Source organism: Microseira sp. BLCC-F43 (assembly GCF_041929235.1).
Lineage (GTDB): Bacteria > Cyanobacteriota > Cyanobacteriia > Cyanobacteriales > Aerosakkonemataceae > Microseira.
Genome location: NZ_JBHFNP010000291.1, coordinates 1 through 23,233, shown reverse-complemented (window position 1 = coordinate 23,233; position 23,233 = coordinate 1). Strand labels below are relative to the sequence as shown.

17 protein-coding genes are annotated in these 23,233 nt (G+C 45.5%); 9 read left to right on the top strand and 8 right to left on the bottom strand.

Translation table 11 applies throughout. The annotated features are described in order from the left end of the window. The 3 genes from ACE1CM_RS39090 to ACE1CM_RS39080 all read right to left on the bottom strand — a co-directional run. Positions 1-182: hypothetical protein (locus tag ACE1CM_RS39090; RefSeq protein ID WP_374884362.1), on the bottom strand; the 182-nt coding region annotated here is incomplete at its 3' end. 156 nt (positions 183-338) lie between these two features. After that, positions 339-782, bottom strand: a complete 444-nt coding sequence (gene tnpA, locus ACE1CM_RS39085; RefSeq protein WP_374884361.1) for an IS200/IS605 family transposase — start codon at positions 780-782, stop codon at positions 339-341. Between the two features lie 251 nt (positions 783-1,033). Next, positions 1,034-5,383: a caspase family protein gene (locus ACE1CM_RS39080; RefSeq protein ID WP_374884360.1), complete on the bottom strand. Its 4,350-nt coding sequence runs from the start codon at positions 5,381-5,383 to the stop codon at positions 1,034-1,036. Between the two features lie 114 nt (positions 5,384-5,497). On the opposite strand from ACE1CM_RS39080, the gene ACE1CM_RS39075 reads away from it, so the two are divergent. The 3 genes from ACE1CM_RS39075 to ACE1CM_RS39065 all read left to right on the top strand — a co-directional run bounded on the left by ACE1CM_RS39075 (position 5,498) and on the right by ACE1CM_RS39065 (position 7,664). Further along, complete coding sequence (locus ACE1CM_RS39075) at positions 5,498-5,869, top strand: CU044_2847 family protein (RefSeq protein ID WP_374884359.1); 372 nt, start codon at positions 5,498-5,500, stop codon at positions 5,867-5,869. Positions 5,870-6,116: 247 nt separating this feature from the next. Next, a complete protein-coding gene (locus tag ACE1CM_RS39070; RefSeq protein WP_374884358.1) occupies positions 6,117-7,352 on the top strand; it encodes a sodium-dependent bicarbonate transport family permease in 1,236 nt (411 codons plus the stop codon). A gap of 21 nt (positions 7,353-7,373) precedes the next feature. Beyond that, positions 7,374-7,664 (top strand): P-II family nitrogen regulator, encoded by a 291-nt coding sequence (locus ACE1CM_RS39065; RefSeq protein ID WP_374884365.1) that lies wholly within the window; start codon positions 7,374-7,376, stop codon positions 7,662-7,664. Positions 7,665-7,769: 105 nt separating this feature from the next. Here ACE1CM_RS39065 and ACE1CM_RS39060 read toward each other — a convergent pair whose 3' ends face one another. After that, on the bottom strand, positions 7,770-8,303 hold the full coding sequence (locus ACE1CM_RS39060; protein WP_374884356.1) for a GNAT family N-acetyltransferase: 534 nt from the start codon (positions 8,301-8,303) through the stop codon (positions 7,770-7,772). A 15-nt stretch (positions 8,304-8,318) separates the two neighbouring features. Here ACE1CM_RS39060 and ACE1CM_RS39055 point away from each other — a divergent pair, with 15 nt between their 5' ends. The 6 genes from ACE1CM_RS39055 (at position 8,319) to ACE1CM_RS39030 (ending at position 19,786) form a co-directional block, all read left to right on the top strand. Then, a complete protein-coding gene (locus ACE1CM_RS39055; protein WP_374884354.1) occupies positions 8,319-9,698 on the top strand; it encodes an OFA family MFS transporter in 1,380 nt (459 codons plus the stop codon). A gap of 75 nt (positions 9,699-9,773) precedes the next feature. Then, positions 9,774-11,717: an AMP-binding protein gene (locus tag ACE1CM_RS39050; protein ID WP_374884353.1), complete on the top strand. Its 1,944-nt coding sequence runs from the start codon at positions 9,774-9,776 to the stop codon at positions 11,715-11,717. Between the two features lie 10 nt (positions 11,718-11,727). After that, positions 11,728-14,148, top strand: coding sequence for a hypothetical protein (locus tag ACE1CM_RS39045; protein WP_374884351.1), 2,421 nt, complete (start codon positions 11,728-11,730; stop codon positions 14,146-14,148). Positions 14,149-14,644: 496 nt separating this feature from the next. Further along, complete coding sequence (locus ACE1CM_RS39040) at positions 14,645-16,999, top strand: EF-hand domain-containing protein (protein ID WP_374884349.1); 2,355 nt, start codon at positions 14,645-14,647, stop codon at positions 16,997-16,999. Positions 17,000-17,746: 747 nt separating this feature from the next. Further along, positions 17,747-18,112 carry a hypothetical protein gene (locus tag ACE1CM_RS39035; RefSeq protein WP_374884348.1) on the top strand — a complete coding sequence of 122 codons (366 nt, stop codon included), beginning with the start codon at positions 17,747-17,749 and terminating at the stop codon, positions 18,110-18,112. A gap of 135 nt (positions 18,113-18,247) precedes the next feature. Beyond that, positions 18,248-19,786, top strand: a complete 1,539-nt coding sequence (locus ACE1CM_RS39030) for a tetratricopeptide repeat protein (protein ID WP_374884346.1) — start codon at positions 18,248-18,250, stop codon at positions 19,784-19,786. 193 nt (positions 19,787-19,979) lie between these two features. Here the strand turns inward: ACE1CM_RS39030 and ACE1CM_RS39025 are convergent, their stop codons facing one another. From ACE1CM_RS39025 to ACE1CM_RS39010, 4 genes are all read right to left on the bottom strand, one after another. Beyond that, complete coding sequence (locus ACE1CM_RS39025; RefSeq protein WP_374884344.1) at positions 19,980-20,585, bottom strand: cupin domain-containing protein; 606 nt, start codon at positions 20,583-20,585, stop codon at positions 19,980-19,982. A gap of 42 nt (positions 20,586-20,627) precedes the next feature. Continuing rightward, positions 20,628-21,203 (bottom strand): sigma-70 family RNA polymerase sigma factor, encoded by a 576-nt coding sequence (locus ACE1CM_RS39020; protein WP_374884342.1) that lies wholly within the window; start codon positions 21,201-21,203, stop codon positions 20,628-20,630. Positions 21,204-21,365: 162 nt separating this feature from the next. Next, positions 21,366-22,094, bottom strand: a complete 729-nt coding sequence (locus tag ACE1CM_RS39015) for an HNH endonuclease (protein WP_374884363.1) — start codon at positions 22,092-22,094, stop codon at positions 21,366-21,368. After that, positions 22,069-23,163 (bottom strand): reverse transcriptase domain-containing protein, encoded by a 1,095-nt coding sequence (locus tag ACE1CM_RS39010; RefSeq protein WP_374884340.1) that lies wholly within the window; start codon positions 23,161-23,163, stop codon positions 22,069-22,071. Before ACE1CM_RS39010 ends, ACE1CM_RS39015 begins: the two co-directional genes overlap by 26 nt. Positions 23,164-23,233: the final 70 nt, after the last annotated feature.

Genomic DNA, 23,233 nt, shown 5'->3' with positions numbered 1-23,233 from the left:
TATCTGACATAGGTTGTCCGTCGCTGTCTGGGTAGATTATTTCTTTTGTGGTTTGGGTGGGGAGTTGTTGTACCATAACCGTTTTTAACTGGGAGGGGATGATTTTGATTGTAGCTGTTGGGGATTTGGGGGAGCGATCGCGCTGGGAATTGCCGTATATTTGTGATGCGAGCGATATGCATACCCTAGCTTGCGCGAACGCACTTTTCCCAGCCCGCCAGGGAATAAATTCCCAGGGCTTTTAGCGAAAGTCCGTTTTAACGGACTGAAAACTTTCTAATTAATCGGTTTTAACCCGGATATTCTGAAAGTATTGCCCAAGAGTGCATTTCCATCTTTCATTTCGGAAGCCAAAGGGATGGGGAATCATCTTCATGATTAGATTCTGACAAAGAGGCTACAATCGTTCTGTTTAAATGATGTGTTTTCTGATTTTGAACGTAAGCTACAGCTTGCTCCAGTTGCTTACCTCCCAGAGAAAACACACCATATCCCTCTTGCCAACCAAATTTATCTGAGGTAGGGGAGAAGCTATGGTTCAGATAATGGGCGCTACTCCCTTTAATGGTTTTAACAAAATCAGCAACAGATAGCTTCGGTGGAATAGAAACCACAAGATGAATATGATCTTCTATACCATTGATGGCATGAACAATACAAGCTAGAGAATCAGCTTTGCCAATAATGTAAGGATAAAGTTTAGTTTCTCTGTCACGATCAATCAGAGGTTGACGCTCTTTTGTTGCCCAAACAAGATGGTAGTACAGTCGCCAGAGAGCCATAAATAGTTTTCCCTATTGTTTAGGGTAGTTTGCCCAATTTTTTCGCTCGTGTAACATACCGCCAGGGAATAAATTCCCACAGCGAGTAGCAAAAGTCCGTTAAAACAAACTGGTTTGATGGCATTGAGTCGGTTTTAACCGACTTTCGCTAAAAGCCTTTGAAATTTATTTCCGGGCGGGTTGGGAGATTGACGCAACATCTGATATTTCCGATCGCGCTACAAAACAGATCGAACATCTGAATCTACCTGCTACTCATTCTCGCCCCACACATATTTTTTGCACGCAAGGCAGGCAGCTTTTTCATCTTCTGTTTGAGGATCTTTGAATGCGGGATGGTAACGCAATCGGTTACAGCAGACTTCCAGCCACGCCCGCCAACCGCCTCGCCACAAGCGAACTGTTTTATCATGACTGCCACTGACAATCATCTGCCCATCTCGGCTAAAAGCGACTGAACGGACATAACTCTCATGTCCTCGCAATGGCTGACCGATAGGGCGACCGTCAATGTCCCACAACCGCACTGTCTTATCCCGGCTACCACTGGCAATCATTTGCCCATCGGGGCTAAAAGCCACTGAATAGACATATTTCTCATGACCTCGCAATGGTTGACCGATGGGATTGCCTTGCAAGTCCCATAGACGGATTGTGTTGTCCCAACTGCCACTAACAATCCTTTGTCCGTCTGGGCTAAAGGCGACAGAATCAACATAACTCTCATGACCTAGCAATGGTTCACCTATGGGGTTGCCTTGTAAGTCCCATAGACGGACTGTGTTGTCCCAACTGCCACTAACAATCGTTTGTCCATCTGGACTAAAGGCGAGTGAATTGACTATATGCTGATGCCCCCGGAACGGTTGACCAATGGGCTTGCCCTGGATGTCAAATAACTGCACTGTGTAGTCAATACCTCCACTAGCAATCATTCGCCCATTTGGACTAAAGGCGACTGCACCATCAGCTTTCTGATGCCCTTGGAAAGGAGGAACTATAAGGTTGCCCTGGAGGTTCCATAACCTTACTGTGCCGTCAGCACTAACACTGACAATCATCTGCCCATCCGGGCTGAAGGCGACTGACAAGACATAACTCTGATGCCCTTGGAATGGTTCACCAATGGCGTTCCCCTCGATATCCCACAACCGCACCGTGTTGTCATCACTGCCACTAACAATCATCTTGCCGTCTGGGCTAAAGGCGACTGAAGTCACATGATTCTCATGCCCCCTCAACGGTTGACCAATCGAGTGGCTCTTGATATCCCATAACCGCACTGTCTTATCATGACTGCTGCTGACAAGCCGCTGACCATCCGGGCTAAAGGCGACTGACCAGAAACAATGATCTGAGAAGAAAGCATCCTCATGCCCTTGCAAAGGTTGACCGATAGAGCGACCTTGTAAGTCCCACAAGCGGATTGTATAGTCATTACTGCCACTGACAATCATCTTCCCGTCTGGGCTAAAGGCGACAGACCAAACAGAATCCTCATGCCCCACAAAAGGTTTACTAATGGGGCGTCCCTGGATGTGCCACAACAATACTGTCTCTAAATCCCACAACCGGACTGTTTTGTCTCTACTGCCACTGACAATCATTTTGCTATCTGGACTAAAGGCGACAGAGCAAACAGAATCCTCATGCCCTTGGAATGGTTTACCAATAGGTTCGCCCTGCAAGTTCCACAATCGGATTGTGGAGTCATTACTGCCACTGACAATCATCTTGCCATCCGGGCTAAAAGCAACTGAAGTAACATAATGTTCGTGTCCCCGGAAAGCTTGACCGATGGGGTTGCCATGTAAATCCCATAACCGAACCGTATTGTCACTACCGCCACTAACAATCATTTGCCCATCTGGGCTAAAGCCTACTGACCAGACACAATCCCCATGTCCCTGAAAGGGTTGACCTATCGGTTTGGCTGGCAAATTCCACAACCGCACTGTTCCGTCATAACTGCCACTGGCAATCATCTGACCATCGGGGCTAAAGGCGACACACCAAACAGAATCCCTGTGTCCCCAAAAAGGTTTACTAATCGGGTTGCCCTGTATGTCCCACAGGCGCAGTCTCCGATCAAGACTGCCACTGACAATCATCTTGCCATCTGGGCTAAAGGCAACTGAAGTGACTGACTTGTGGTGTCCCTGGAAGGGAATTGATACTCTGACGGTTTCCATCGCTCTATAGAGGCTAGTCTGAACTGAGCCGAGAATCTGCTTTGGCAATTTCTCCGCATTCTCACCCATTGTTTTAATTGCCAGAACTAGACTATCTAGCGGTTGGACGGTCAATAAATTCAGCACCCTCGCTGCCTGTTCTCGTAGCCGGGATTCAGTAAGTGCCTGCTCTAATTCGGCAATTCGGTCTTGTTCGTGGGTATCGCTTTTCTGGTAAAACTCCTTAGCTACAGCATCTAAATCCGGTTCTAATTCCAGCCATTTTGCCCTCGCTTGAGCCAGCAATCCGCCCATCATTAAATTGTCATCATTTGGCTGCTTCTGCCATTCCTTTAAAGCATCTTCTATCCGGTGAATCAGTCGTCGCAGTTCCCGGTTTTCCTGACGCCACTGGGCAAATCTTTTCCAACCTTCCATCAACGCTTCGTGGGCTAAATCGATCGCTTTAGTTTCTTGACTGAGATCTCGTATTTCGGGAGGTAGAACCTCCCTGCCCTCGTTCCCAGGCAAGAGCCTGGGAACGAGATCGTCGAGGCTCTGCCTCAACTGGCTATTGGTGTAAGATCTCTGTTCGCTTTCGCCTGTGACCAACAAGCGCCCTTGCACTAACCCGTCTAGAACTTTACTTAAACTCTCCCGGTGAATTCGGTTATCTCCGCCAATATCCAACAACTTGGCTTTGGGTTGTCGCTGTCGGGTGTCCTTGATTCCCTCACCCGTTCGCACCAATTTTAAACATATCCGTTTAATCGATTCTTTCTCCCCCTCGTCTCGTTCCCGCCCTGGAGAAATTGTCTGGAAATCCTGGTATTGATAAACTCGTTCTGCGTGACGATCCAGCGCCCCAATGACGCCACCCATCGCCTGATACTGCTCTAATGTCAGCCGATGTTTTTGCCGATCTCTTGACCACAATTGTGTTAAAGCAAATTGCAACAAAGGCAGGCTGCCGGGGTTTTGACCCACATCTTTGAGGATTTCTGCTAACAATCCCGACTCAAACTGATAACCCTGAAGTTCCGCAGGTTTAACTATTGCTTCCTCTAACTCTGCCCCCACCAAGGGCGGCATGTACGCGGCTTGATTTTGAATTAATTGTGTCAGGGATTCATAGTTCAAACAAGGTTCGAGAAAATCTGCCCGCATTGTGGTGACAATTGCCAACCGGGAGGAGGGAATTTCCGCAACTTGAGCCAGCAATTCGATAAATCGGCGTCTCTCTTTTTCCTTGGCACAAACCGTAAATACCTCTTCAAATTGATCGACTACCAACAGGAAATGCTCTGTCTTTGGGAGATGTGCGAGCAATTGCTCTAATCGATTGTCGGGATTGTGGATCAGATCGTCAAGTTCTGACTCGTTTCCCTCAAAGAATTGCTCAAAAGCTCGTTCTAGTTTGGCTAAGGGCTTGAACCCTGGTTTAATGATGTCTAAGACTTGCCAACCATTCTTTTCTAATGCTGGAATTAAACCCGCTTGAACTACAGAAGACTTGCCACTGCCGGATGCTCCAATTATCGGGATAAAATGAGATCGATCCAGCTTTTGGATTAGCTGCTGGATGACTTTATCCCGTCCAAAAAAGAACCGCGCCTGCTCTTTTTCAAAAGCCTGCAATCCTTGATAGGGACAAGTCTCATCGATAACGACTGTTTTCTGTTTAGGCTGATACTGCACTAAATGAATCGAACGTCCCCACCCCATGTATATCGGTTCTTGACCGCTGCGCTTGAGTTCCGTGGCAATAAAATCGAAAAGACTACCGCACCTAACTGTCCCATCGCTTCCAGCATTCTCTTCCCCCAATCCTTTGAGTAAAGCTGCTGTGAAAATGCTGTATTCCTCCCCTTCCCAAGCCGACTCAAAATCTCGACAAGCGGCTATTAAATAATAATCCTTCTGAGATGAGTTAAAAGCCGTTAAACTTTGTCTGACTAAATTGCTCTCCAAAATCGACCCAGCATGACAGCAATCTAACAGCACAACCAAACTGCTCAAATTTGATTCCAGGATTAACTGATTCAGACTGTCAAGGGCAATACCGCGCGTTGCGATCGCATTACTCGTACAATCAGAAGTTGCTAAATATCCCTTCTTTTTCCCCAAATTATCCGATACAGTAAAACCATGTCCGCTAAAGTAAATCAGAGCATCTTTTCTATCTGCCTGTTTCAGGATAAAATCTTGCAGCATTTGCCCCAAATCGCTGCCATTTAATCGTTCCCGTGCCACTTCATAACAGTTTTTCTCGCTATTCCACCTCTCCGGTAAGCGCTTGACTTGCCAATCACCATAACCGGGTTGTGCCAAAATGCTTGCTACTGCTTCTGCATCCTTGGTAGGCTTAGTCAGACTGCCTAAACTGCTGTCGTACTGGGCAATTCCAATCACTAGGGCGTATCTGGTCATGGTGCTAGATTAAACCGGGCGGCAAAGTTTGTGACCTATGTCTATTAAGATACACAGAGATTGCGGTAAATTCGCGGATAGAATTACAAACTATAGCTTATAGTAAGGTCAATTATGTCAGAAGTACAACGCCTGCTGATCCAAGAAGGGGATGAAACTTACGAAATTTACGTGGAAGCCGATACAAGTACAAGTCTGCCAGAACTTGGGACTGGGGGTAAGCGTCCTGGAGAAAAGGGCGGTACTAAAGATTTAGTCGATATCGAAAAAGCCCAAAAAGCGATCCGGGGTTATGCGCTTTTTGTTATCGGTGCTTTCAAGAATTTTGCCGCTGTTGAGGTGCAAGAAATCAATATCAAATTTGGTCTAAAGTTTACTGGGACGGCGGGGATTCCTTTAATTACCCAAGGGTCGGCGGAAAAAAATGTAGAAATTGAAGTTAAGTGTAAGTTTCCAGATCGCAAAAATAACTCAAGTACGAGTTGAGGGTTTATCCGAAACCTGGTCGGGGCACGGCATTATTAAGATTTCGGGTTTGACGACCAATGTTTCTGGTGCCGTGCCCCTACGTTTCAAACATTTTATGATTTAACTGGTGCGAAAGGTGACGAAACAGGAATCATACAACCGTTGCACAATCCGCGAGACTTCGCAGCAATTTTCCATTGGTTAGAACGCAAGATGGTAGGGGCACGGCACGAGTAAGTTTTGTTTCTGGGCGCAAAGTTTTTGAATGCCGTGCCCCTACCGCCCGGTTGATGCGACGAAAAATGGTTATCAGGTATTGCAACAGGTGGGCGATCTGGCACAAGCGATCGCACACCACCCTCCAACACTCAACGACGAGTCAAATATCCTCGCCTGCGAGTCAAATATCCTCGCCCACGAGTCTTTGAACCTCGGCAATGAGTATATTTTCTCAATCTGCATGTCCGCAACGTGTAACAATCAATTCTTGACCTTGGATTGCGCGTACAAACTGGGAGGATTGGTGGAAATGGATGTCAGCTTGATAGTATCCAACATCTTGACTCCACCTGTCCTGGCGTTTTTTTTGGGCGTGGTGGCTGTTTTTGTCCAGTCGGATCTGGAAATTCCGCCTCCCGTCGCCAAAATGTTCTCGCTGTATCTGCTATTTGCGATTGGGTTTAAGGGCGGGGTGGAACTGGTAAAAAGCGGCATTAGTCAAGAGGTGATTCTAACAATTTTGGCGGCGATGTTGATGTCGGCATTTGTTCCAGTCTATACGTTCTTTATTTTAAAGATCAAGCTAGACCCGTATAATGCAGCTGCAATTGCATCCTCTTACGGTTCCATCAGTGCCGTTAACTTCATCGCCGCCATGTCTTTCCTCAACCAACAGGGGATTAACTTTGATAGCTACATGGTAGCAGCCGTTCCTTTAATGGGATCTCCTCCGATTATTGTCGGTTTAATTTTAGTCAATTTATTCACGACAGATGGGGATAAGCGAGAGTTTGCTTGGTCTGATGTGTTAAAAGAAGCCTTTTTCAACAGTTCGGTATTTCTGCCAGTTGGTAGTCTGATCGTGGGAGTCCTGACGGGTGAAAGCGGTTGGCACAAGTTGTCACCCTTTACCCAAGATTTGTTTGACGGGGTTCTCACCTTCTTTTTGTTAGATATGGGACTGCTAGCAGCTAGAAGAATAAAAGATTTGCAGAAAACCGGATCTTTCCTGATTTCCTTTGCCATACTAATTCCAGTCGTCAATGCTACCATTGGTTTGCTGATTGCCAAAGTCATCGGCATGTCGCCAGGAGATAGTTTATTATTTTCCGTTTTGTGTGCGAGTGCTTCTTATATTGCCGTTCCCGCAGCGATGCGGCTAACGGTTCCCGAAGCGAATCCGAGTTTATACGTTTCCACTGCTTTAGCGGTGACGTTTCCGTTTAATATCACCGTCGGCATTCCCTTGTATCTATACGGCATCAATCTTTTTTGGAGTTAATCTAAGAACGCAGTCAAACGCATCGAAATTATTGCCAATTACACCGAATTGGAAAGGATTTTAAAAGGGCTAGATAAAGCAGGGGTACCGGGTTATACAGTAATTCGGGATGTGGCAGGTAAAAGTACAAGAGGCGATGGCAAGCACGATTTAGCAATGACGATGCTCGATAATGTTTATATTGTCGCTTTCTTTCCCACTGAAAAACTCGATGCAGTGGTGGGAAATATTAGAGCAATTCTGAATAAATTAGGCGGTACTTGTTTTATTTCCGATGCAATGGAGTTGCGAACAACTAAGTGCGTTGGGTAAAAGTAAGGTGCGTTACACTGCGTATATCTCGTTCCCAGGTTCAACCTGGGAACAAAAATATAAAGGCTCCTACCTCTATATAAAAGTAAGGTGCGTTACACTGCGTTAACGCACCCTACGGTTTCGCCTCATTAAGCGAAATTCACCTAATTCTGTGGTGAAATCCCATTGTTTGTAAAACTCAATCATTTCTGGCAAGCAGCAGAGGTCGATATGTTCCACTTGTTGTAAATCTGGATGTTCTACAACGGTATCGATTAACAGTTTGCCTAACCCTTTACCGCGATAATCTGGATGAACAATTACGTCGAAAAGAATGGATCGATAGACGAAATCGGTGAGAACGCGGCAGAATCCGATTAATTTGCCCTGGCGCGATTCTATTCCCACAATCATATTAGTATGCTCCAACATTTTATCAAGATCGGCACGCATTCTTTGCTGCGACCAAAACGCATTTTTATAAAGTTCCATCAAATCATTTTTTTGTGCTTCGTTTAACTGGAAAATAACGTTAAATTCCATGAGGTAAACCCCTCTGAGATGAAGCGATAGCATTATAGCGCGTCTGGCGTCGGGGTTGGGTGCTTGCCCTAATGCACCTGAGAGTGTAAGAATGTAGAACAATTGTGAATCCATTGGAAAACAGGCAAAATGAACGGTATTCAATTGTTTGAATTCCCCGACAATGCCAAACTATTTGGACTTGGCCCTGAAGTCGGCAGGTGGTTGTTTATTCCCTTGGGTATACTTGTATTACTCTGTCTAGGAACGGTCTATTCCTGGAGTATTTTCAGCGGCCCTTTTGAAGCAGCACTCCAAACCAAACCCGGTACAATTTTACTGCCTTTTTTGGTACTGGGAGTGATGTTTACCTTGGTAATGCCGATTAGCGGATTGTATATGAATCGGTGCAATCCTACCATGCTCACCGCTACAGGTGGAATTGTTGTAGGAATTGGTTATTTGCTATCAAGCATTGCCCCAAATTTACCTTGTTTAATCCTTAGCTACGGTGTCATCACCGGCATCGGCGTCGGCATGGCTTATGGGGTTCCTTTGGCAATTTCTGCGCGGTGGTTTCCCGACCGCAAAGGTTTTGCAGTAGGCATGACTGTTGTAGGTTTTGGTCTTTCGCCATTGGTGACAGCACCTTTGGCATTTGCCCTAATTAAAGCATTTGGCGTTCGTTCGACGTTTGTAATTTTAGGTATGGCATTTACCTTGATTATTCTGGCAATTTCAACAGTTTTAAGAATGCCGCCTCCTCGTTGGAAACCTCCAGGTTGGAATCCGAAAGAAGAGATAATTGCTGACAATACAGACAGCAATGCTTCTGCCCAATTGCCGATGGTGCAGACGCAAACTTTTTATGGATTGTGGCTGTGCTACATTGTGGGAACGTTTGTCGGATTGACTGCGATCGCAACTACTGCCCAAGTCGGTCGAGAACTCGTCGGACTCCAACCGGAAAATCTCACTTTCGCCGTGGCTTTATTTGCCGCATTCAACGGCATCGGGCGTCCTTTATTCGGTTGGCTAAACGACCGCCTCAAACCCAAACTTACAATCGTCGCGATTAATGTACTCATCCTAATTGCGTCGATTTTGATGTTAAATACCACTCAGGGTCAGTTGGTCAACTTTTTAGTGGCTTTTTCCATATTCTGGTTTTGTTTGGGTGCTTGGTTAGCCGTCGCACCTGCTGCTACGTTGAGCTTTTTCTCAATTGAGAATTACCCCAGTAATTACGGGTTACTGTTTACTTCCTTTGGGATTGGAGGTTTATCGGGCATTTTTACAGCGGGTGCAATTCGCGGAATTTTTGGTAGTTTTGCACCGTTTTTTTATATCACGGGGATACTTGCGATCGCCGCCATCATCGTGGCAACATTTTTCCTCAATCGTCCCCGGAAGACTGCGATCGCAGACTTCCTTTATAAATGGGTCATTACTCCCATTATTCCCCTGCTTTGGTCGTTGGTGGAATTCCTGCTAGCGGTGGCGACACCGAAAAAGATGCGATCTCAATAAACACAGTCGCTTCCCCACGTAATTTATAATCTTGCTAATGTCCACCAACCTACACATATCAGGGATGAACGCACAATGGGCAAATATAATTTTAGCGATCGCGAACGCTTTGAAATGACGGGACTGATCGACTATTCCGCCTTACAGTCCCTTCCCCAAATTTGGGAAACTACTTCCCAACTGTTCCCAGATGTGGTGGCGTTACTTGACCCCCACGCCAAACCTAGGGTATCTCTAACTTACGCCCAGCTATACGCACAAATCCAGCAATTCGCTGCCGGAATCCAGGCATTAGGTCTAGAATCCGACGCAAAAGCACCCATTCCATCCCGCGTCGCTTTATTTGCCGATAACAGTGCGCGGTGGATGATTGCAGATCAAGGGATAATGCTGGCGGGTGCGGCGAATGCGGTGCGTTCTTCTGCCGCCGAACGGGAGGAATTGCTGTATATTTTGGAACACAGCGGTAGTACGGGGTTGGTGGTCGAAAATCTCAAAACCCTCAAGAAATTGACGCCAGAATTATTCGATTTGCCGGTACAGTGGGTGGTGTTGCTATCAGATGAAACTCCGGAAATCATCATGGGATTGAAACCGATCAATTTCTGGCAATTGATGAAGATGGCATCAAATTATACGCTAAAACCCGTCAATCAAAATCCCCAAACTTTGGCAACTTTAATTTACACCTCCGGGACGACGGGGAAACCCAAAGGCGTGATGTTAACCCATGAAAATTTTATCCATCAACTGATTGCACTGACATCAGCGATCCAACCTTCAGTCGGCGATCGCACGCTTAGCATCCTCCCAACTTGGCACAGTTTTGGACGAATCGGAGAATACTTTACCCTTGCTCAAGGTTGCACTCAAATTTATACCAATCGTCGCTATCTGAAACAAGATTTGCAAACTTATACACCGCAATACGTCGTCGGCGTACCGCGTTTGTGGGAATCGATTTACGAAGGAATTCAAGGGTCTTTCCGCGATAAATCGCCCCGGATGCAGAAATTTATCCAGTCTTTTTTAACTGTGAGTCAAAGTTATATTAAAGCAGTTCGGACTTGGAAAAGACTGGATTTGGAGAATCTTAACCCTTCGCAATCGCAACTCGTCCAAGCTTGGGTAAAAACCATCGCCCTCGCACCCCTGCATTATCTGGGAGAAATGCTCATCTACAAAAAAATTCAGCAAGCAACGGGGGGTAAATTAAAACAATTAATCTGCGGCGGCGGTTCTTTAGCGCAACACTTAGAAGACTTCTTTGAAATTATCGGAATAGATATTCTAGTCGGATACGGACTAACGGAAACCGCACCCGTTTTAACAGTGCGTCGTTACTGGCGAAACCTGCGCGGTTCTTCGGGTTTCCCCATCGCAAATACTCAAATAAAAATAGTCGATTTAGAAACCCATCAACCATTACCCACAGGTCAACGAGGTTTAGTTATGGCGCGGGGTCCCCAAGTCATGCAGGGATATTTTCTCAACCCAGAAGCAACGAAAAAAGCAATCGATCCAGAAGGTTGGTTTGATACAGGCGATATTGGTTGGTTAACCCCAGATGGTCAAATCGTTCTCACGGGTCGCGCCAAAGATACGATTGTTTTAACCAATGGAGAAAATATCGAACCTCAACCAATTGAAGATGCTTGTTTGCGGAGTCCTTTGATTGACCAAATTATGTTAGTTGGTCAAGATCGGAAGTCTTTGGGTGCTATAATTGTAGTAAATTTAGAAGCTTTAGAACAGTGGATAAAAAAGAACGATAAAGCGCAACTAAAAGCGGGAGAAATTAACCTGAATAGTAAGGAAATTCGAGACTTATTTCGCGCTGAACTAAATCGGGAAGTGCGAAATCGTCCTGGATATCGTCGGGATGATGAAATTATTGCTTTTGAGCTAATTAAAGAACCTTTTACAATCGAAAATGGCATGTTGACGCAAACATTGAAAATTCGCCGCAACGTCGTAGCAGAAAGGTATCGCGATTTAATCAATTGGATGTTTGCATGAGAGGAGAGAAATGATGAACAGTCATCGAAGAAGACTGGGGGAAGCGGAGATAGGGAGACGCGGAGGAAAGAAGTTTCTCAAGACTCGCGTTGGGAACTTCCGTTCCAAGACGGGTGTGAGACCCCGATTGAATCTTCTGATTCAGTCGATCGCGTTCAGTCTCTGTCTCAATCCCCGTCTGAACCTTGTCCCCGCGTCTCCCCCTCCGGTGCGTCTCCCCCTCCCTGAAGCTATTATTGCAGCAGCACTGATATTTTTGCTGGGCAATTCTCATACTCCTGCTCAAAATATCGCACCGCAGGAACTATCTGGGGATATTAGCATTACCCTGAAACAAGGGTTGTGGAAGTCAGGGGAAAAAGCAATCGCGTATCAGGATATTACCTTAGATTTAGCCTGCGAACAAAGTAGATGCAATCGCGAAGTTTGGGGTTATGCACCCCAGTTCAACCAAGCCGACCATCAAGGTACAGTAGAAATCATCCAAACAGATCGCACCCAGGGTCCTTGGCGTCTGCGAGTCAAAATCAAAACCAGTCCCGATCCTTGGGTGCAAGTAGTAGGAGAAGCCGACTATCAAATAGAATTAAAACTACAACAAAACCAGCTAGTCGGCACTTATTCAGGCAGCTTTAAAGAACGGTCGGTAAAAGGGGAAATCAGCGGCGTTATTCGTCCCCATTGGCCTAAAAAATTGCCCAACCATCTCCCGATTAATTCACAAGAACATCCCCGATTAATTTTTCGAGAACAGCAACTTCCAGCCTTACGCGAAAAGGCAAAAACTCCTACAGGTCAAGTTATTATCGCTCAACTGAGAAAAAGTTTAACCGGAAAAATCTATTACGATAGCTATGGGCCCAATGGCGGTTATCACGCTGCCGGTCATTGCTTTCTTGCTTTATTAAACGAAGGGCAACAACCAGCAGAAACCGCATGGCAAATTGTAGTAAACTCAATCAATCAACCCGGTCCCCGCTTGTTAGAACAGTCCTCGATTGTTGCAGGTATTGCCTTAGCTTACGACCTCTGTTATAACGCCTGGGACGAAGGGCGACGCAAAAAGATAACGACTTGGTTAGCACAGCAAACTACAAGCTTAATAGCAGGAACAAAAGACCCAGCTTGGAACCCCCACCCCCAAAGCAACTGGAATGCTAGGGCGCGCGGTGCAGCGGGTTTAGCTGCTTTAGCAATTTTAAAAGAACCAGACGAGTTTTTTAGCGAACCGACCAACCCAGAACTCCTGCTAAAAATTGCCGAACGCAACATTAAGCGCTACATGAAAGTTGCGATTGGAGAGCATGGTTTTGGCACTGAAGGCGATCTTTATACCCGGGAATCTTTATATGCAATTGTGCCGTTTTTACATGCATATCAAAACGTTTTAGGTAAAGACCTCGTGTCAGGTTCGAGTGGGGAATGGTTCTTACCCCATTACGTTATGCGAATAGTCAGACGAGGGGATTTAGTAGCCGCCCCGACTTACGGACGCCACCGAATTAGCCCAGATGGTGTGTTATTTGCGCTTGGTTTGGGGATAGTTCCAGAACGATTTTTACCAGGCGTGCAATGGTTTTTCAATCGCTACTTTGGTTGGCAAGGAGATCGAACTTTTGGCATTTCAGAATATGGCCCCCACGAGGCAATTTTCGCCTTAGTCGGATATCGCGAAGATATCGCACCTATCAACCCGGCGGAAATATTTGGTCGCGTATTGGTAGACGAGCAAAAAGGTTTTTATTCTTTCCGCAACCAGTGGCAGGATGACCAGGATTTTGTCGCGAGTATTTATTTAAAACGAGAACCTTTACGTAAATCTTGGTCATTTCCCGATGCGGGTAGTTTTCGCATTTGGGGTAGAGGAGGAAAGTGGGCAGATGCGGGGCCATCCAATCGGAAACAAGAGGATGAAAATGTGGTGCTGACCGATGAGAAATCGGCTTTTATGGGAGCGCAACCGATTTTCTTTCAAGCAGAAGCAAATGGGTCTGGGGTGGTGAGTTTGAGGAGAGAGAATTGGGTGCGATCGCTTGCCGTAGACTACAGTAGCGCCAGTGGCGCACCGGGTTTATTTGTAGTAGTTGATAAGTTTACAGATGGGGAAGCATTGCAGGAGAAAACTTGGGTAATGCATACCCAAGAAACGGTGAAGATTGACGGTCGGCGCTTTACAATTCAAGCCGCTTCTGGCGCCACCATGCAGGGAACGTTTGTGACGCCGTCAAATGTAAAAATCGCGTTTGAACCGCGGGAAAAAGGGGGAGTTTTGCGGGCAACTGGCAGCGGAGGCTTTTTTGTTGTCATGACCGTACAAAACGGGGCAGCAACCAAGGTAGAAATTGAGGGTAATGGTTTAGATTCGCGGGTGAAAGTTGGGGGGCAAACGATTGAGTTTAGAGAAAATAGAATTATTTTGTCAGAGCGATAGAATTGGATAAAGCGGGCAATTGCCATCTCGGTTACACTTACTTTGCAGGTCGCCCAGTCAGCTAAAAATCTATAATTAAGGCTAATATCATGTCCGGTTAATTACTTGTAATAAAAACTTCTCCGCGTCAGAGCGTTCCCGCGTCTGGGCGTCAGCCCTAATTATAAGCCTTCAACCGGACACGATATAATTCGACATCGGGCAGCTTTGGCATGGCTATTTTAAAAATCAGCTAATTTATTTACAGATATCTAGAAAAATTTTAGGCAAAATTGTATCATGATTAACTCAAGTTGGTAGTTACATCCCTTGGCGCTGGTAATAGGTAATGGTGTTCCCAGGCAGGAGCAGTGTCAGGGTAATTGTCAAGAATAGACTGCCAATGAATCCAATTACCAATTACCAATTACCCATGTCACAACTATTACCTAGCAATTGACAAGGTTAAAATTGAATGGTTATATTACAATCCAATTCAGGAATGGAGGATTTAATCATGACAACTGTGGCAGTAGAAAAAAACGTTATGACAGAAGAAGAAGTAGCAAAGCTGTGGGAAGCGTTCAAAGTATTTGATACAGACGGCAGCAGTTGCATCTCAGTAGAGGAACTGGGGCAGGTGATGCGTTCGTTGGGGCAAAGTCCCAGCGAAATCGAGCTGCGCGACATGATCAAAGAGGTAGACGTTGATTTATCGGGCAGTATCGATTTTGAAGAATTCAAAGCGCTGATGGTGGCTCAAAAAGGAGACCGCAAGAGCCGTCTTAAACTAGCATTCAGCGTATTTGATGAGGACGGCAGCGGTGAAATTACTGCTAACGAGTTACGCAGCGTGATGAGTCAGTTTGGGCTGACAGATCGAGAACTTGATGAGATGATCAAAGAGGTTGACCATGATGGCGATGCCTCTATTGACTTTGAGGAGTTCGTCAAGCTAGTACCGGATGAGTCAGAAATAACAAGCGGCTATACAGATTCACCCATTCCCTCCACCAATCGCACAAATTATACAGCTGCTCCTGCAACCACTGATGCCACTCCACAACAAACAGTCGGTGACATAGACCAGGAAGTGGTGCGGTTGAAAGAAATGCTTGTGCAAGACTCACAGGGTCAAAAGGAGCGCGGTACCTCCCGCCTGCAAATGCAGATTGGCATGTTCCGTTTGATTCAAGGAGCAGCATACCGCAGCTTCCGGGAAAGTTTCTGCGCCAATCACGAAACTCACCTGCGGGTGCGAAACCTGCCTTACAAAATTACTGATTTTGTACAGTTTATCAAGTTGGCGATCGGGCTCTACAAAGGGTTAGGTGTAGTGGAAGAAGCTTGCTACCCTTTGTTGGATGCAGTTGTTGATTCTATTACAGCTGAGTACGCGCGACTCGAAGACCGGATCTTGAACTGGAAGACAGTAGAAAAAACGCCAGAAATGTTGGCAGAAGAGAAGGCGATGTTGGAGGCGCGCAGTAAATCTACCAGCGTCAAGCAGAAGTTTGCGGCGGGGGTCGAGTTTGCCATCACTATGAAAAAGAAGCATTTCAGCTTCCGCGATATCGCCGAGGGCGTGCTGGCGATCAACGAACTCAACCGACTGCGGCAGATGGAAGTGAATCAGGAACTTGCTCCCCCAACCGCCAAATCAGAGGGAGACCCAAAAGATTACCTGAAAAAGTGGCACCGCGTCATCCTCAAAGATGCTTCAGAAGGAATAGATGGTGCAATGATGCCGGTAGCTTACTGGTACGAGGATTTCATGCCGAAGCTGCTAGCTGCGTTCAACGTCAGCACCGCCGCCGATATCCAGAACAACACGGTACCTGACGAGGCGGCGTTGAACCAGTGGTACGAAACTACCAAAGCGCTAGGAGAGTTTGACCGCTATGGGGCAGATGTAGCAGAGAACTTTCCCAAATCCACGCCAAAACAAAAGCTGGAAATCAAACAAGCATGGCGACTCACCCACCACTACCTCAACGGCGTGCAGAAACGCCGCGAACGCCAGGAGTTTGGGCGCGAGTCAGGTAGTCTGTCCCAGTACGTAGCCTTCATTGACCTGTATCTAGGTCGGAGTGATGTCAAGGACGCCGGGATGCGCGTCAGCTTCCCTTACTACATTGGTCCAGCGGTGTGGCGCTTCTTCCATACTACCGCTGAGATCGTCTGCACCAAGACACCCGAACAGCAAAAAGCCCTGGTGGCAGTCTTCCAAGACTTCATCAAAATGTTTGCCACCATGTACCCTTGCCCCTACTGCCGCCACCACTTCAATGCCTACGTCGTCCAAAACAAAGAAGTGGATATGTATCCTGTAGAGTATCTTTTGCTTGGGCGCAACCCCCGCTTGTCTACATTTGAAATGTCAATCGATGCCAAGCTGTCTGCGGTTGTGGATGGCCCCTCTCTGCGCTTATTCTTCTGGAAACTGCACAACACCGTCTCCTCATCGATTGCCCGCACAGAAGAGTGGTATCACAAGGATCAGAAAGCATTCTACACCACCCGCTATTGGCCTAGCTTTGATTCTGAACTGGCACGCGCCAAAGCGCTCAAACACCTCAGCATTACCATCGAGCGCATATCCCGCCTCTATGGCTTGCTCAAACCGGCATCGCGGTTAGCAGGGATCAGAGAAACATTGCAAAAGTTGTTGGAAAAAGGCGATGAGCAAGGCATCAGCGAAGCTTGCACCCTAGCCCTTGATTATATCAAGGAGTTGGAGGAGGCTCTCATCAGCGGCAACTTCCTACAGGAGACGTACAGCTTTGACCCTGACCTCGTGGATAAAGCTCCCTACTTCAGTCCTGAAGAGGAAGAATTTGCACGCAGTGGCATCTTCGTAGAACTTACTTAACGCAAGTTGCTAGTTATAAACTTCTTGCTAATTGCTAATTGCTAATTTCTAATATAGGATTTTTACCAATCTCGCCATTAGCCATTAGCCATTAGCTGCTATGCATGAGATAACTAGCAACTTGAGTTACTTAGTAGAGTTATTGTAGGGAACATCAATCAGCTTTGTCCCTAAGTCGAAGGTTTTCTGCCCCTATTGTAGGGAACATCAATAAACTTTGTCCCTAAGTCGAAGGTTTTCGGCCGCCGTGCCCCTACAACCAATTTTAATCATTTAGATTTAACCGGAAACGATATGATATCATGTCCTCTTGCAACGGTTGTGTAACTGCTAATAGCTAATCGCTAATGGCTGCTCTGGAGGCAATTGACAATTAGCAATTAGCAATTAGCAATTAGCAATTAGCCATCCATACACTACCGATACCTAAGGACATGATATGATTTATCCGGTGGATGAAAAGCGACCCGCTTTGTTGACCTAAGCCAAAGCAAAGAAGAAATCAAAAATTAGCTGACTGTTGCCATAAAGCTTATTGCAACGACGATTGAAGAGATATTTGGTGGCAACGTTTCGGAATTCTTAAGCATGAGTATGACATTAATGCTGAGAGAGCTTCGTATTTTGATAGATGTGCAGTTTGAGCGTTTGTCCTCTTTAGAAAAGGCTGGCAATTGAGCAAGAGCAACTTTCGCTGCCAGAGTTGCGAGAAAATATTTTACGACACAGGTCCTGCGCCAGCGTTCTATGCTAGAAAAAAGCGCAAGTAGCTTGACGATCCAACCTGTGGTTATCGAATACGTTACAGAACGATTAGTCAATCAAGTATGTCAAGAAATTTTTGAACTAATTCAAACTAATTCAATTGATAAAATGCAAGTGTTGAGGAGCCATAGATTAAATAAATTAAAGTATACAGATGATGCCAAAGAGGATGTGTATAAGCCGCTCCTTACATTGGTTAAGAACAGATTGTGTAGCGAGAGCTATTTTAGAAATGAAATCGCTCTGGCAGAGCAGCTAAATCAAATTTTATTATTCCTGGATGGTAAATCTGCGCTAGAGTTAGGATATGCAGCTGACAACTTTCAGAATCTAATATTGCAACTGTAGACGGATTTAAGCTGTCAGGATTTGTCCTATGCTCTTTCATGAGTAAGTAGCCAACTTCCTGGCTTAAAACAAGTCTCAGTATTCTCTGCCAAAATCGAAATCAGCTATGCAGGAAAGGCAAACTTTCAACGCTGTATGAATCTCACTCCCGGAGAGATAATAGGTGGACACTACAGAATTCTCTGCCTCTTAGGACGAGGAGCATTTAGTCAGACCTATCTAGCGGAAAATTTGTACCGACTTAATGGCGCTAAGTGTGTCGTCAAACAACTTCAGCTGATTATAAGCAGTCGATTAATTTTGGAGAATGCACGACACCGCTTCTTGAGAGAAGCAATAGTACTCGAGAACTTAGGCATACACGCTCAAATTCCCAGACTTCTGGCTTACTTTGAGGAAAATCAAGAATTCTATTTAGTTCAGGAATATATTGATGGTTGTCAGGTTAGCAAAGAAATTAAAGAAGGCAAACGATGGAACGAAGATCAGGTCATTGCCTTGTTGCAGGATGTTTGGGAAATCTTAGCGTTTATTCATCAGCATGGTGCGCTCCACCGCGATATCAAACCTTCCAATTTAATCATACGCAAATCAGATGGTAAGATTGTTATAATTGATTTTGGTGCGGTCAAAGAAATCAACACTTGGGCAGTTAATGGTAAGCGTCAGGAAAAGGGGACACATTCAATTGGTACAGCGGGATATATGCCACCCGAACAATTAGAAGGGAAGCCAAGGTTTAGCAGTGACATTTATGGCTTAGGCATGACAGCAATCCATGCCTTAACAGGGATTTTACCAGCTGAAATACAACGAGATGAAAAATATTTTCATTTGTTCTGGCGAGAACAAGCAGGACAGGTGAGCAACAAATTAGCCATGATTTTAGAGAAAATGGTGTGTTACTACCCTGGCGAGCGCTACGAATCGGCAACTGAGGTTCTGCGTGACCTACAGAACATAAAAAATAGTAGAAAAAATTATTTTGTCACTCATATTGCTGGCAGAGATATTGTTATTGTTGGCAAAAACAGTTCATTTGGGTCACAAAAAAATCCCCTATTAGTAACATTATTGAGCGGTTTCATCAGCTTTATAGCGGTAATAACATACATCGTCAACACCATTTTACCCAGATATCAGGCTGATAATCTATATAATCAAGCTAACGAACTGGTGAGCAAGCAGCAATACGAAGCAGCTCTTCAAATCTACGACCAAGCAATTCAGATAAATCCAGAATTTTATCAAGCATTGAATCGCTATCTTGAGAGTCTCGAGTCATGCCACCAAGCAATTAAAATCAACAAAAACGACGTTTTTGCTTGGAATTGCCAAGGTATTATGCTTAACAACTTGGGGGAATATGATCGAGCAATTGCTGCCTACGATCGGGCAATAAAAATCGACCCAAAGTTTGAAGATGCCTGGAATAATAAAGGCCAAACGCTAATGCAGTTGCATCGATATAAAGAAGCAATTGTTGCCTTTGACACAGCGATTAAAATCAATCCAAACTATCTTTTTGCCTGCAATAACAAAGCGATATCTTTGTCTAAATTGAAGCGATATGACGAAGCCCTTGCTGCCTTTGACAAGGCTATACAAATCAGACCAGATTACCAACCAGCAATAGAGGGTCGAAAGCAAACTATAAAGCAATTGGGTGGTTAAATATCTAGGATTTAAGGGAAAGCGATCGCATCTTCAGCCTGCATCCGCTTCTATCCTCAATTCTCTGTCGATACTATTTTAAACTAAGATATTGCACCAGTAGCAAACTGAATCGAGGCAGATCCTCTAACATTCGTTCCCAGGTGGTCGCCTGGGAATTAGCAATTAGCAATTAGCAATTAGCAATTAGCAATTAGCTGACTGTTGCCAAGTCGGGATATTCATCATCCATCGAAGTGCGGAAGAAGAACATACAGCCGCCGTTGGTATGAGGTGAATGAGTTGAACCAGCACGGGATCGAATATAATCTCCCGCACCATAAACTTGATTTTCTATGACTAAATCCCCTTCCAGCATGTAAATTTCCTCGCCAGTAGCATGAATGTGGAAGGGATAGCGGACACCGGGTTCTGCTCGCAATAAACCGACAATTTCACGCTTAATTGGATCGATATGAAGGCGCGCAATCGAAACACCCGCAACTCTGGAATGAGGTCGCCATTTGAGTTCTTGCGATCGCACGCTCAAAAATGGCGATGGCGGCGTTTTTTCTTCAACGGTGACTGGATTATCTAAACCGAGGCGATCGAACAACCGCTCTTTTAAATCTGCTTTCATTTCAACGGTGGGACTACTGTAGGGAATTGCCGCCGCCGCTGTTTGATATTCCGCTAATTCTTGTGCCAATTCTGGACATTCGACTAATTGCTGCTCAACCCACGCTCGCTCTTCTTCGCTCAGCAGATCGAGGGCATAAAGTGGAGCCAATTCGCAAAAGCAGTAGTTATCAGAATTCATTTGATCGATCCGCCTTGAATTTAATTTTTCAACCTTGAGTCGTCACCAGTTCTCTTCAGTAGCGAGAATAGATTTTAACTTATTCAAGCCTAACCGAATTCTGGTTTTGACCGTTCCCAACGATATCCCAGTTTGAGCCGCAATCTGACTGTGACTTAGCCCCTGATAATACGCCAGTTCAATGACTAACCGCTGCTCATCCGGTAGCGTTTTCATCGCCGCCATCATTCGACTGCGACGTTCTGCAATAAACGCTTCCTCGAATAGATCTACGCTATCCGCTTGAGGTTGGATCTCTACAGCATCGATAGAAAAAGTCGTCGCTGGATGAGTTCGCTGGAGTTTACGGACGCGGTCTAAAATGCGACTGCGGGCTATGGTAAACAGCCAGGTATCGACTCTGCCTTTTTGGGCATCGTAGCGATCGCCTATCCGCCAAACCTGAGCAAACACATCCATGACAACTTCTTCGCTTTCTTCAACCGATCTTAAACTTTTAAACGCGAAGGCGTAGATAATTTTGGCATAGCGATCGTACAGAGCGGACAGAGCAGCCTGGTCGCCCTGGGAAATTCTCGTTAAGAGCGAAACATCATCAGGATTAGGAGGAATCTGCAATGAACTGCTCCGATCTACAATACTCTTGATCGGAGTTTACTCCAATCTAAGTAACAAATCATCGCTTTTAACGTCTCATCTGGCCAACTTACTTATTACATCCGGGGGTGCAATAAGCCTTGGTTTTCCATCCAAGTCTAATGGTTAGAGTCGAGGGGGATGTTACCATCCCACCCCTCTCCTGCGAAACCGGACATGAAAATTTCTCTTCATCCGGCTACTCAATGTGTTTCCCTTGTCACTGTGGGACTTCTTGACCGTTTGACTTTTGATAACCGGAATGTCGTTGCTCCACTCCCAATCTACTTTTTCCCATTGTTGGGCTAGTTCCTTGAGAAATTTTGAGTGTTCTTTCTTCCGGGTTGCTATTAGGTCAATAGCAGTCTTTTCATCGTGGCAATGTCGATGTAACAGTTGTAGATTTTTCCACTCATCCTTACCGCCTAGCGATCTGGGGACTTTGCGATCTACTTCCATCACATCCCATTCAAGAAAACCTAGTCCGCACCAGGGACATTTACCCTTTTGCTGTTGTAGCAGCTTAACCTTACGACTTGGTAGTTCAGGGTGTCTCCCTAGTCTTGTACTCGAGTAAACTGAATCGCCGTCGTATGGGCTTTTTTCACCTTTAACTTTTACATAATTAGTGCTACTGCTGCTGAATTCATTATGTAAAAGTAACCGGAGGGTGTTCGCTTCCCTTCCTCTGGTTGCGAATATCCAGTTGTTATTACCAAGGGTTCTCCAGTATTTCATTTTTCTGTAATTTGTGTTTCCTTGGCGTCGGAATGCCCATCTTCGCAGTTTTAGGAAAGTCAGTTTATCTTGTCTGGAAAATTCACCGATTCCTACTGCGTCTGACATCTTATAGTATGAAGCCCATCCCCTGATTACAGGGTTGAGGTCTTTTATTAATGCCGCCTGAGGCGATGACCTGTGTTTTCTGATCGGTTCTTCCTATTTCTTCTTGGTGTGTTTTTGATGCCTTTTTAGATGGGGTGATGAGTGTATCAAAACCCAAAATTTTTCCATGACCGTTCCTATCACTTCTATATTTACCCGTGGGGTGTTGCTGAATGTGATATCCGAGGAAGTCAAAACCAGCGAACCCGTCTTCGCTTAATTCGGGTTGAAGCGTGTGGGTGAGTCTCGTTTTTTCGGGTTTCAATTTCAAGTCAATGCCAGCTAACTGGTCCGATATTATTTCTCGGCATCTTTGGACAACGGCTTTATCCTCGTGTAGGACTACGAAATCGTCGGCGTATCTGATGAACGCCAGTGAATCTCTTTTGTCCCTTTTTGGCATTGGTTTGCCACTTGGATATTTGAGGTTTAGTGTCTCTGCGTATTGCTTTAAATGTTCCTCTAATCCGTGTCGGGCGATATTGGCTAGAAGTGGGCTAATTATCCCACCCTGCGGTGTTCCCTCTGATGTAGCAGTAAATACTCCTTGGTCGATTACTCCGGATTTGAGCCAGGATTTAATTTGTTGTCTGACTCTCCCCTTCATGTTTAACTTTTGGAGTAATGTTTCATGGTTAATGCGGTCGAAGCATTTCGATATATCTGCATCCAGTACAAATTTTGCTTTTTGTTGGATGCTGTATTTAATTTGCATAACCGCATCGTGGCATGACCTTCCTGGTCGAAAACCGTAGCTGTTTGGCTCAAAGAGGGCTTCCCATTCAGGCTCTAATGCTGCCTTCACTACAGCTTGTAGGGCGCGGTCGTACATGGTGGGTATACCTAATGGGCGTTTCTCTTTTCTTCCTGGTTTAGGTATCCAGACTCTTCGGGTTGGTTTGGATTTTCCAGTTAGTTTGAGTTGCCTTACCAGTTCAAGACGTGCTGCTGGGGATAATGATTTGACACCATCCACTCCTGCTGTCTTGTCGGGTAAGGAGGCACAAGTCACCGTGTCCCCCTCCCCTTTGAACCGGACTTGACAATTGCTCATCATCCGGCTATTGCCTCGAGCAACTTTGAACGTTTACCCGTATGTACATGTTTGTGACAGGCTTTATGGAGAT

Excerpts from the sequence above, each read along its gene's own strand:
- tnpA (WP_374884361.1), bottom strand. The coding sequence starts at position 782 with ATGGCTCTCTGGCGACTGTACTACCATCTTGTTTGGGCAACAAAAGAG.
- ACE1CM_RS39080 (WP_374884360.1), bottom strand. The coding sequence starts at position 5,383 with ATGACCAGATACGCCCTAGTGATTGGAATTGCCCAGTACGACAGCAGT.
- ACE1CM_RS39075 (WP_374884359.1), top strand. The coding sequence starts at position 5,498 with ATGTCAGAAGTACAACGCCTGCTGATCCAAGAAGGGGATGAAACTTAC.
- ACE1CM_RS39070 (WP_374884358.1), top strand. The coding sequence starts at position 6,117 with ATGCCGTGCCCCTACCGCCCGGTTGATGCGACGAAAAATGGTTATCAG.
- ACE1CM_RS39060 (WP_374884356.1), bottom strand. The coding sequence starts at position 8,303 with ATGGATTCACAATTGTTCTACATTCTTACACTCTCAGGTGCATTAGGG.
- ACE1CM_RS39055 (WP_374884354.1), top strand. The coding sequence starts at position 8,319 with ATGAACGGTATTCAATTGTTTGAATTCCCCGACAATGCCAAACTATTT.
- ACE1CM_RS39050 (WP_374884353.1), top strand. The coding sequence starts at position 9,774 with ATGGGCAAATATAATTTTAGCGATCGCGAACGCTTTGAAATGACGGGA.
- ACE1CM_RS39045 (WP_374884351.1), top strand. The coding sequence starts at position 11,728 with ATGATGAACAGTCATCGAAGAAGACTGGGGGAAGCGGAGATAGGGAGA.
- ACE1CM_RS39040 (WP_374884349.1), top strand. The coding sequence starts at position 14,645 with ATGACAACTGTGGCAGTAGAAAAAAACGTTATGACAGAAGAAGAAGTA.
- ACE1CM_RS39035 (WP_374884348.1), top strand. The coding sequence starts at position 17,747 with ATGCTAGAAAAAAGCGCAAGTAGCTTGACGATCCAACCTGTGGTTATC.
- ACE1CM_RS39030 (WP_374884346.1), top strand. The coding sequence starts at position 18,248 with ATGAATCTCACTCCCGGAGAGATAATAGGTGGACACTACAGAATTCTC.
- ACE1CM_RS39025 (WP_374884344.1), bottom strand. The coding sequence starts at position 20,585 with ATGAATTCTGATAACTACTGCTTTTGCGAATTGGCTCCACTTTATGCC.
- ACE1CM_RS39010 (WP_374884340.1), bottom strand. The coding sequence starts at position 23,163 with ATGATGAGCAATTGTCAAGTCCGGTTCAAAGGGGAGGGGGACACGGTG.